At 69.0% G+C, this 9,706-nt stretch carries 9 protein-coding genes; 6 read left to right on the top strand and 3 right to left on the bottom strand.

Annotated elements, in window-relative coordinates; all coding sequences use genetic code 11:
- Positions 1-69 precede the first annotated feature (69 nt).
- Together ACVCL9_RS06870 and ACVCL9_RS06865 are read right to left on the bottom strand one after the other, a co-directional pair.
- A complete protein-coding gene (locus tag ACVCL9_RS06870; RefSeq protein ID WP_447098656.1) occupies positions 70-2,376 on the bottom strand; it encodes a transferrin receptor-like dimerization domain-containing protein in 2,307 nt (768 codons plus the stop codon).
- 4 nt (positions 2,377-2,380) lie between these two features.
- The gene (locus ACVCL9_RS06865; RefSeq protein ID WP_447098657.1) at positions 2,381-3,820 is read right to left on the bottom strand and encodes a hypothetical protein; all 1,440 of its coding nucleotides are present in this window, start codon (positions 3,818-3,820) and stop codon (positions 2,381-2,383) included.
- Between the two features lie 166 nt (positions 3,821-3,986).
- Here ACVCL9_RS06865 and ACVCL9_RS06860 point away from each other — a divergent pair, with 166 nt between their 5' ends.
- The 6 genes from ACVCL9_RS06860 to ACVCL9_RS06835 all read left to right on the top strand — a co-directional run bounded on the left by ACVCL9_RS06860 (position 3,987) and on the right by ACVCL9_RS06835 (position 8,434).
- Positions 3,987-4,760: a class I SAM-dependent methyltransferase gene (locus ACVCL9_RS06860; protein WP_447098658.1), complete on the top strand. Its 774-nt coding sequence runs from the start codon at positions 3,987-3,989 to the stop codon at positions 4,758-4,760.
- Between the two features lie 106 nt (positions 4,761-4,866).
- Positions 4,867-5,055, top strand: coding sequence for an oxidoreductase-like domain-containing protein (locus ACVCL9_RS06855; protein WP_447098659.1), 189 nt, complete (start codon positions 4,867-4,869; stop codon positions 5,053-5,055).
- A 29-nt stretch (positions 5,056-5,084) separates the two neighbouring features.
- Positions 5,085-5,855 (top strand): dimethylarginine dimethylaminohydrolase family protein, encoded by a 771-nt coding sequence (locus ACVCL9_RS06850; RefSeq protein WP_447098660.1) that lies wholly within the window; start codon positions 5,085-5,087, stop codon positions 5,853-5,855.
- 130 nt (positions 5,856-5,985) lie between these two features.
- Positions 5,986-7,233, top strand: a complete 1,248-nt coding sequence (locus ACVCL9_RS06845; RefSeq protein ID WP_447098661.1) for a sensor histidine kinase — start codon at positions 5,986-5,988, stop codon at positions 7,231-7,233.
- Positions 7,226-7,996, top strand: coding sequence for a LytR/AlgR family response regulator transcription factor (locus ACVCL9_RS06840; protein ID WP_395119124.1), 771 nt, complete (start codon positions 7,226-7,228; stop codon positions 7,994-7,996). The genes ACVCL9_RS06845 and ACVCL9_RS06840 overlap by 8 nt, the downstream gene beginning before the upstream one ends.
- 36 nt (positions 7,997-8,032) lie before the next feature.
- Complete coding sequence (locus ACVCL9_RS06835) at positions 8,033-8,434, top strand: hypothetical protein (protein WP_447098662.1); 402 nt, start codon at positions 8,033-8,035, stop codon at positions 8,432-8,434.
- Between the two features lie 194 nt (positions 8,435-8,628).
- Here the strand turns inward: ACVCL9_RS06835 and ACVCL9_RS06830 are convergent, their stop codons facing one another.
- Complete coding sequence (locus ACVCL9_RS06830; protein ID WP_447098663.1) at positions 8,629-9,681, bottom strand: HDOD domain-containing protein; 1,053 nt, start codon at positions 9,679-9,681, stop codon at positions 8,629-8,631.
- Positions 9,682-9,706 lie beyond the last annotated feature (25 nt).

Below are 9,706 nucleotides of genomic sequence, written 5' to 3'. Positions count from 1 at the left end.
CCGGCGAGCGGCCGTCCGGGTGACGGCCGGCGGGCGATCCATCCTTGGATTCGCCGTGGTTTGCGCCGGTCAGCTCGACGGGGTCAGCAAACGGGTCAGCTGGTCGAGTTGGGCGCGGTAGTGGTCAAGCACCTGCGCAGTGATCGTTGCATAGCGGTTCGCCTCGTCCCAGCGCCGTGCCTCGATCGCCTCACGCACGCCGGGAACCGTCTTGACGCCGTAGCCGGTGAGCATGCCTGGGGCGTAGATGAAGTGCCGGAACCACGGCCGGCCGGGCAGGCCGTCGGCATCGGTCAGCGCCTGTTCCATCCGGCCCATCTGCCGGTTGATCTGGCGCAGCCGCGCGGCGGGCAGGGCAAAGCCGTCGGCGGCCTGCCGCGCGTAGGCGGCCTGGAACGCCTGCGCGCTCTGCTCCAGCTGGCTGGCGGCGCGGTCCAGCGGGGCCAGCTCGATCGCCGGCACATCGGAGTCGCGCGCCGGCGGCAGCAGCGGCCGGGTCGGGTCGCTGTCCAGCGCGTAGGCATGCGCGTCGAGCAACTGGTGCTGTTGCGCCGTTGCCTTGCGCGTCTTCTCGATCAGCTTGTGCAGTTCGCCGACGTAGCGGCCCAGGGTCTGGCTGAAATCGCCGAAGCGCAGCGGCAGCACATCGGCATCGGCGCTGCGCAACACGATGTGGCCGGCCACCTTGGCCAGCGCCACGCCGTACTCGAAGGTGGGATCGCCGAAGCGGGCGTAATGGTCGAACGAGTCGTAGCGCGAGTGATAGATGCCGGCATTGTCGTCCTCGCCGCCGAAGCCCAGGTCGAGCGAGGCGATGCCGAGATGTTCCAGGAACGGGCTGTAATCGGAGCCGGAGCCCAGTGCCTCGATCGGCAAATCGCCGCCGCTGGCTGCCGCCTTGGCATTGGCCTTGGCTTCGGGTTTCGCCTTGGGATCGCTGCCTTCGATCATCAGGTGCGCCCGCCAGCGCTTGCCCACGCTCACGCGGGTTTCCGGATCGGTCACGCCGTCGGCGACCTGGTTGACCAGATGCTGCAGCGAATGGCTGCCGCCGGCGCCGAGGAAGCCGCGGCCGTTGGTATCCGAGTTGATGTAGAGCACGGCCTTGGCCTGCAGCTCCTTCGCGTGCGCCTCGGCCCATTCGGTGGAACCGAGCAGGCCCGGTTCCTCGCCGTCCCAGCTGGCGTAGACCAGGGTGCGCTGCGGCCGCCAACCCTGCTTGAGCAGGCCGCCGATGGCCTTGGCCTCGGCCATCAGGGCTACGTTGCCGGCCAGCGGGTCCCATGCGCCGAACACCCAGCCGTCGTGGTGGTTGCCGCGGATGATCCACTGGTCCGGCGCGCGGGCGCCCTCGATCTTCGCGATCACGTCGTAGATCGGCTTGCGGTTCCAGTCCGACAGCACGGTCAGGTGCGCCTTGGCCGTGCTCGGGCCCACGTGGTAGGTCAGCGGCAGTGCGCCGCGCCAGGCTGCGGGTGCCACCGGGCCGCCCAGCGACTTCAGCAGCGGCGTGGCGTCGGCGTAGGAGATCGGCAGCACCGGAATCTTCAGCAGGGTCTTCGCGTCCTTGATCGCCAGCCGCTTGGCGCCGGGCGTGGAGCCGATGCCGGGGGTCAGCGGATCGCCGGGATATTGCTGCATGTCGGCGACCGAGCCGCGCTGCACGCCTTCGGGCGGGCGCCAGCCGCCTTCGGGCCAGGTGTCGCCCTGGGCGTAGCCGTCATCGTGCGGGTCGGAGTAGATCAGGCAGCCGACCGCGCCATGCTCCTGCGCCAGCTTCGGCTTGAGCCCGCGCCAGCCGCCGCCGTAGCGGGTGATAACGATCTTGCCGCGCACGTCGATGCCGCGGCGCACCAGCTCCTTGTAGTCGTCCGGCATGCCGTAGTTGGCGTAGACCAGTGGTGCGGTGACATCGCCGTCGCCGCCGTAGACGTTGTATGGCGGCAGCGCGCCGGGCAGCGCCGAAGTGGCATCGCCGGCGACCGGCGGCTCGTGCAGGGTGGCGGTGAACGGCTGCGGCCCGAGCAGTTCCAGCGCGACTTTCTTCGGCGTCGGATACAACACCTCGAACGTCTCGATGTGCGCATCCCAGCCCCAGGCGCGGAACTTCTCCAGCATGAACTCGGCATTCGCCTTGTCGTGCGGCGAGCCGACCTGGTTCGGCGCCGATGCCATCTGCTTCAACCAGTCGCGCAGCTCGGCCGGGTCGAGCTGGGCGTCGAAACGTCGTTCCAGGTCGAGTTGGGTGGTGGCATGCGCGGGCGTGAAGCCGAGCAGGCCGGCTTGCGATGGGGCGGCGGGTTCCGCTCCGACGGCGGCGAAGGTCGCAAGCGCACACGCCGTGGCAAGCAGTACGCGCATTCTGTGGTGGGTCATGGAATCAGTTCCCCTGGTCGACGGAGGGTTGCGCCACGTCGCCGCGAACCGGCGTGGACACGGGCCCGGCAGTGGCTGCCGGGGGCTGGGAGGGCGGTGGCCGCGGGTTGCGGTCCCTGATCGTGACGTTCTGTGAAAACAGCGTGGCGTTGTTCTCGCCGCTGTAGACCACGCGGTACTTGCCGGGCCGCAGGTAGAGCTCGCTGGCGGGCGCCGCGCCGCCGCTGCGCACGCGGTCGCTGGGCACGGCGTTGAGCGGCACCGGATCGAGCACCACGCGATCGGCCGGGATGGCATCGTTGCCTTCGCTGGCGTAACGCGCCTCCACCATGCAGGGAAAATGCTGGTTGCAGCGTTCGCCATCCACGTAATACGGCTTGCGTTCGCCGCCCAGGCTGAGCCAGGTCGGGCGGCCGCGACGCATGGATGTCGGCGGGAACCACACGCTGAGGTCGTAGCCCGGCCGCAACGACCACGGTTTGCCGGCGTCGTCCACGAACACGATGGGGCCGGTCGGTTGCAACTTCTTCATGACCGGCTCGTAGTACGGATGATTGCCGCCGACATCGGGGTGGTCGTACAGCATGGTCTGCTCGACGGTGAGCGGGTCGATGTCGATCAGCCGGCGCAGGTGCTGGGCCATCGAGGCGCCGCCCAGGTAGGCGCCGGATTCCTGGATGTGCGCGTAGCCGGCGTTGACCACCACGCGCGCGTCGGGATGGTCCTTGAACACCTGCCGGTACAGGTTGCGCGCCTGCTCCGCTTCGCGTGCGTCGCCGGAGGCATCGGACAGCGCCTCGTAGCCGACCACCTTGTAGCCGAGCCGCAACGCGGTGCGCACCATTTCCGCGCAGACCGGTTCCTGCGTGTAGAAGCCGCTGTCCTTGGTCGGGTATCCCCGCGCCTGCAGCCCCTTGTCGGTCTGGTAGACCGTCTCGGCCGCGAAATAGTCGTAACCCTCGGCGCGCAGTCGCGCCAGCATCTGCACCGTCAGGCTGCGGGTGAGCGGGATGTTGTGCGCCTCGTTGAAGAACACCGCCCGGCGCCCTTTCGCCAGCCGCGCGATCGCCGTCAGGGCAGACTCGGCGTGGTGGACCCCGTCGTCCAACGGCAAGGGGCGGTCGTCGGGCAACGCTCCCTGCCTGATCGAGAAGCTGGTCGCCGCGTCCGGGTAATCGCCGATGAAGGTCTGATACCAGCTCAGGTACTGGCTGAAAATGACCTGGAAAGCAGGGTCGTTGTTGCCGACGGAGGCGTAGCGCATCACCTGGAACTGGGCCAGCAGGCCGTTGCGCTTGTCGGCGTCGCGCATGATCGCCTCGGATTCCTGCGACGCCTTGAGTTGCCTGGCCTGCCAGTGCGCCGGCGATTGCGCATGGCCGGAGCCGGGCAGGCCGGCGATCGCGGCGCAGGCGGCGGCGAACAGAATGCTGGTACAGCGCATGGAACCTCCCGTGAGTCGGTGGGTTTGCGTGGCCATCCCGCGGCGGTGGAACCGCAACCCGTGCACGTTACCGCAAGCACCATCGCATGCCTGTGCCTGTCGACACAGTGTCATCACGCTCAAAGCGGAGCACAATCGGGAACCCCGCCTGCCGATGGAGTACGCCATGCGCCATGCCATGCTTGCCCTCCTGCTGACCCTTCCGTTCCCCGCCGTGGCGACCGCCCAGGTTGCCGACCTGCACAGCGGCGCGATCACCGCTGCCGTGCAGAAAGGCGTCGACGATCCGGCGCGCGCGGCGGACCGCCACGAGGATGCGCGCCGCAAGCTGGCGCTTGTCATGACCTTCGCCGAGGTCAAGCCCGGCCAGAACGTGCTCGAACTGGTGCCAGGCAGTGGCTACTGGACGCGGGCGTTCAGCGCCATCGTCGGGCCCACGGGCCACGTCTATACCGTCTGGCCGGACGAGATGGGCAAGTACTCCGCCAAGAGCCTGGCCAACTGGCAGAAGCTGGCGGCCACGCCGCACTACGCCAACGTGAGCCTGCTGCAGCAGCCGGCGGCCAAGCTGAGCGTGCCGGTGCCGGTGGACCTGGTATTCACCTCGCAGAACTACCACGACTACCACGACCCGTTCATGGGCCCGGTCGACATGGCCAGCTTCGACAAGCAGGTCTACGACGCGCTCAAGCCCGGCGGCCTGTTCGTGGTGATCGACCACGTCGCCCCCGCCGGCTCCGGCCTGGCCGATACCGACACTCTGCATCGCATCGACCCGGAGGTCGTCAAGCGCGAAGTCGAGGCCGCCGGCTTCGTCTTCGACGGCGAAAGCAATGCCCTGCGCAACCCGGCCGACACGCATGCCACCAAGGTGTTCGACAAGTCGATACGCGGCCACACCGACCAGTTCATCTATCGGTTCCGCAAGCCGGCGAAGTAGGCGTGGTCGAAGGGTACGACATGCAGCGCGTCCAGCTTGCGCCCGTGCCGATGGTATTGCTGCTGGCGAGCAGGGATTCCCGCCAGCGTGCCCCGGGAAGCAGGCCGTGATCGCTGGCGAGCCAACTCCGGACGCTGTCGCCGCCGATCCCCCGCCACAGCGCCCGCCTGAGCCCGACGCCGCCGACTGCTGCGGTGAGGGTTGCGTGCGTTGCGTCTACGACATCCACGACGAAAAACTGGAGCGCTACGAACAGGCACTGGCGGCGTGGCGTGCACGGCATCCGGGGAAATGAGCCCGTTGCCAACCTTTCGGTAGCCATCCATGTGGAACGCCATCACCCGCGCCGTCAGCCCTTCCATCGCCCGTTGCGAGCTGTCGCACCTCGCGCGTGTGCCGATCGACCTGGAGCTCGCACGCATCCAGCACGGCAACTATCTGCGTGCGCTGGAACGCGCCGGCTGTGACGTGCTGGTTCTGCCGGCCGAAGTCGAACTGCCCGATTCGGTGTTCGTCGAGGATGTGGCGATCGTGCTGGACGAGTTGGCCGTGCTGACACGGCCCGGCGCCATGTCACGGCGCGCCGAAGTCGCCACTGTGGCCGACCCGTTGCGTCGATACCGGCCTTTGCAGGCGATCGAGGCCCCGGCCACCCTGGACGGCGGCGATGTGCTGCGCATCGGCCGCACGCTTTATGTCGGCCAATCCGTCCGCAGCAATCCGGATGGACTGGGCCAGTTGCGCAACCGGCTCGCCCCGTTCGGCTATGTCGTCGAAGGCGTGCCCACGCGCGACTGCCTGCATCTGAAATCGGCGGTCACCGCCTTGTCCGATGACAGCGTGGTGCTGCAGCCGGCTTGGGTGGATCGCGAATACTTCGCCGCATTCCACATCATCGAGGTCGATCCCGCCGAAGCGCATGCCGCCAACGTCTTGCGCATCGGCGATGAGCTGATCATGCCGACCAGCTTCCCCCGCACACGACAACGGCTGCTCGATGCCGGCTTTCAGGTGACGACCGTCGACGTGTCCGAACTGCAAAAAGCCGAAGGTGCGGTGACCTGTTGCAGCCTGGTATTTCGTTCGGTGACGTGAGCGCATCGCTGTTTCGCACCCCTGAGTCGGGCTTCCGTCGGCGGCTGCGGCGTTTCGTCGGGCCGCCGGGGATTTCCCGCGTCTCGGCCACTATTCTCGATCGCACTCCCAAGTCAGCGGAACTGTCGTCGTGATCAGAAGCTTCTTCTTCTACCTGCGCCTCATCGTGGCCTGGTACCTGCTGGTGCTGCTGGCGACGTTGTCCGTGAGCTGGATCTGGTCGGGGTTGGGCAGCCTGGTGCAGTTGCTGGGGCTGGTGGTGATCGTGTTCGTGGTGATCCGCGCGCATTCGCACCTGGTGCGGGTGCGCATGATCGCGGGCAAGCTGACCTCGGCGACGCTGGCCACCCGGCAACGGCGGCAGATCGAGGCGCCGTTCGAGGCGGAGGAGGCGTTCGAGCTGCTGGACGCCGCGATTCGCGAGCTGCCGGGCGTGGAGCAGGTGGACCGCGCGCGCAACCACCTGCAGATTCGCGCCACCGCGGTCTACGCCGACCCCTATGACCTGGCGCAGCTGGGGCGCTGGAACCCGATGCGCTGGATCGTCAGCCAGCGCAACCGCATCCTGGCCACGGTCAATCGCGGCGACGGCAGCAGCAGCTTCAGCCTGGTCTGCGAGCCGTGCAGCGCGCCGTGGAGCGACTGGCTGCAGGTGGACGATGGCGTCAACCTGGAGAACCTCGAGGCGATCGCCCGCGCGGTGACGCTCGGCGTGGCCAGCCGCCGCCGCGGCGAGCAGGCGGCGGCGGCGCAGACGGCGACCGAGAAGGAGCTGGCGATCGCCAGGCTCAGCCTGCTGCAGGCGCAGGTGGAGCCGCACTTCCTGTACAACACGCTGGCCAGCGCGCAGGTGCTGGTGCGCAGCGACCCGGCCGGGGCGGATGCGATGCTGGGCCACCTGATCCAGTACCTGCGTCACTCGCTGCCGCGCGCCGACCGCGCGCTCGCCAGCCTGGGCGAGGAACTGGAGCGCTCGCGCGCCTACCTGGCGATCATGAAGATCCGCATGGGCGCACGCCTGAACGTGCAGATCGACGTGCCGGACGAACTGCTGGCCACGCCGCTGCCGCCGATGCTGCTGCAGACCCTGGTGGAAAACGCGATCAAGCACGGCCTGGAGCCGCGGCCCGGCGACGGCACGGTGTGGATCTTCGCGCGCCGGCAGGATGGCCGCCTGGCGGTGACCGTGGCCGACGACGGCAAGGGTTTCGGCGCGCAGGAAAGCGGCGCGGGCATCGGCCTGAAGAACGCGCGCGAACGGCTGAAACTGATCTATGCCGGCCAGGCCAGCCTGGCCATCGCGGCGAACTTCCCGCAGGGCGTCGCCGCCACCATCAACGTGCCGGAGCACTACAACGAGGAGCAGGCCCATGGCTAAGGGTGTGATCGCCGAAGACGAGGTCTTGCTGCGCCAGTCGCTGCGTGCCGCGCTGGAGACGGCATGGCCGCAGCTGGACATCGTCGCCGAGTGCGAGGACGGCGCCAGCGCGCTGGAGGCGATCGTCGAGCATCGGCCCGAAGTGGCCTTCCTCGACATCCGCATGCCCGGCCTCACCGGCCTCGAAGTCGCCACCGCCGCGGCCGAAGCGTGCCCGGCCACCCAGGTGGTGTTCGTCACCGCGTATGACCAGTACGCCATCGACGCCTTCGAGCGCGGCGCGATCGACTACCTGCTCAAGCCGGTCGTCCCGGAACGGTTGCGCGCCACCGTGGAGCGCGTGCAGTCGCGCGTGGGCGCGGATCGGTCCGACACTGCCTCGCTGGCCGACCTGGTCCGGCAGATCGGCAGCCGGCTGGGGCCGGCGCGCCAGCAACCGCCGCTGAGCTGGGTCACCGCCAGCACGGGGCGGGAGACGCGGCTGATCCTGCTCGACGACGTCGCCTATTTCCGCGCGGACAACAAGTACACCACCGTGGTCACCGCCGAGGGCGAGGCGCTGCTGCGCACGCCGATCCGCGAACTGCTGGAGGTGCTCGACCCGACCGTGTTCAAGCAGATCCACCGCGGCACCGTGATCAACATGAAGGCGGTCGCCGCCGTCACCCGCGACGACACCGGCAAGGGCATCGTGCGCCTGCGCGAGCGGCCGGAAACGCTCAGCGTGAGCGCGCCGTTCATGACCCTGTTTCGCAACATGTAACTGCCGCGTTCGCAACGGTTTGTCGGGAGGACGGCCATGCACTATCTCATCGCGCTGATCTGGCTGGTGCTCTCGCTGGCCGGGGTGGAGGGCTACGGCAGCCAGTCGCATGCCACGCGCGCCAGCGTCAACGGCGTCGACGTGCTTTACAGCCGTACGCGGATTGTGGCCGACATCGCCGACATCACCTGCGTGCGCAGCGCCAGCGGGCGTTGCCATTACCGTTTGCTGGCGTGCCCGACGCCGGCCGCGCACGCGACCAAGGCGCCGGCCTGCGAGCAGGCCGGCGCACGGCAGTTCGTGCTGGCGAGCGGAGCAAGCCGGGACGTCGCGGGCCTGCCCGCACGCTTCATGCTTTGCGTGGGTGCCGGCGACGGCGGCGTCGGCGCGGAATGCAACATGCTTTCCGCATCGCGTTCGCCGCTTGCCGGCTGGTGAGCGGCGGAGCTACTTGTCCTTCTTTTTTTCTTGCTTGGCGGCGCGCTTTTCCTTCAGCGTTTTCTCCGGCTTCTTCTTTTCGCTCTTCTTCGAATCCATGCCCTTGCTCATGCGCGGCTCCTCGATGTGGACGATGGTGGTGGCGGCAAGTCTAGGCGTTTCCTCGACCAAACGGGAGTCGTTGCCGTCGCCGATCAGGCCGTGGCCACGCCGGCGGCGAAGTGCTGGCCGAGGTCGCGCTGGCAGCGTGCGAGCACGGCCGGCGGCATGACGCCCGGCCAGCTGTGCGCCAGGTCCGCATCGGCGGGGAACTCGCCGTTTTCCACCAGCAGGCTCAGGCTGGCCAGACTGTCGGCCACCGCCAGCGCGCGGCCCAGCGGCGAGGTGGCTGCGCTGACCTCGCCCTGGCACTCGGCCAGGGCGCCGAGCACGCGCGCCGGCAGCCCCCATTGGCGGGCAGCCTGCAGCGAGAGTTGCGCGGCCAGCATCGCGCAGTGCCGCACGAAGCCCGCCGACAACGGCGGTGGCGGCGCCCCGGGCAGCAGTTGATCCAGCAGGCGCACCACCGCGCCCGTACCGGCATGGCGCACGATCCCGGCCAGATAGGCCTCGAACGCATCGCAGCCGGTGGTGCGCCCCAGCCACGCGCAGGCATGCGCGCAGCGTTCCGCGTGGCCCCACAGGCGCCCGCCTGCCGCGTGGCCCATGCTGCCGGTGTTGCCCTGCAGGATCGGCTTCATCACGTGCAGGGTGATCACCCGGCGCAGGCCGTCCTGGCCGAGCAGCACCACCGCCTGTTGCAGGCTGCTGATCGGTTGTGCCGAACGGTAGAACACGGTGCTGGTGGCGCGCATGACCTCGCCCACCATCAGCGGGTCGCGGCCGACCAGCTTGGCCAGTTCGGCGCCTGCAGCCTCGTCGCTCTTGAGGGTGCGCAGCAGTTGCGGCAGCACGGTCGGCAGGCGCGGCAGGCTGCGCAGGTCGAAGCGAGCGCCGAGCAGCTCCAGTCGCCGCAGCAGGGCCGCTTCGGCCGGCAGCGGGTCATCCTGGCGGGGCGGCGGCAGGCCGAGCACGAGCCGGTGGAAGCGCTCGTCGATCAAGGCCAGCGACGGCGTTTCCGTCGCGGCGTGGGCGACGGCGGGCGACGGGACGGCGGCAGGGGCCGGCGACCGCGCCTTGCTGGCGCGCTGCGGACTGGCCTTTGCCTTGCGTCGCGAAAACACGCGCCGCCACATGTTTCCCACCATGGGGACTGCCCCTCTGTCGCGCCGT

Source organism: Rhodanobacter sp. UC4438_H5 (assembly GCF_052978405.1).
The sequence above is the reverse complement of the archived record's forward strand: the minus strand, read 5'-3'. Positions and strand labels throughout refer to the sequence as shown.

Bases quoted from the DNA above. Each gene is read 5' to 3' on its own strand.
- ACVCL9_RS06830 (WP_447098663.1), bottom strand. From the start codon at position 9,681: ATGGTGGGAAACATGTGGCGGCGCGTGTTTTCGCGACGCAAGGCAAAG.
- ACVCL9_RS06860 (WP_447098658.1), top strand. From the start codon at position 3,987: ATGCGCCATGCCATGCTTGCCCTCCTGCTGACCCTTCCGTTCCCCGCC.
- ACVCL9_RS06835 (WP_447098662.1), top strand. From the start codon at position 8,033: ATGCACTATCTCATCGCGCTGATCTGGCTGGTGCTCTCGCTGGCCGGG.
- ACVCL9_RS06865 (WP_447098657.1), bottom strand. From the start codon at position 3,820: ATGCGCTGTACCAGCATTCTGTTCGCCGCCGCCTGCGCCGCGATCGCC.
- ACVCL9_RS06870 (WP_447098656.1), bottom strand. From the start codon at position 2,376: ATGACCCACCACAGAATGCGCGTACTGCTTGCCACGGCGTGTGCGCTT.
- ACVCL9_RS06850 (WP_447098660.1), top strand. From the start codon at position 5,085: ATGTGGAACGCCATCACCCGCGCCGTCAGCCCTTCCATCGCCCGTTGC.
- ACVCL9_RS06840 (WP_395119124.1), top strand. From the start codon at position 7,226: ATGGCTAAGGGTGTGATCGCCGAAGACGAGGTCTTGCTGCGCCAGTCG.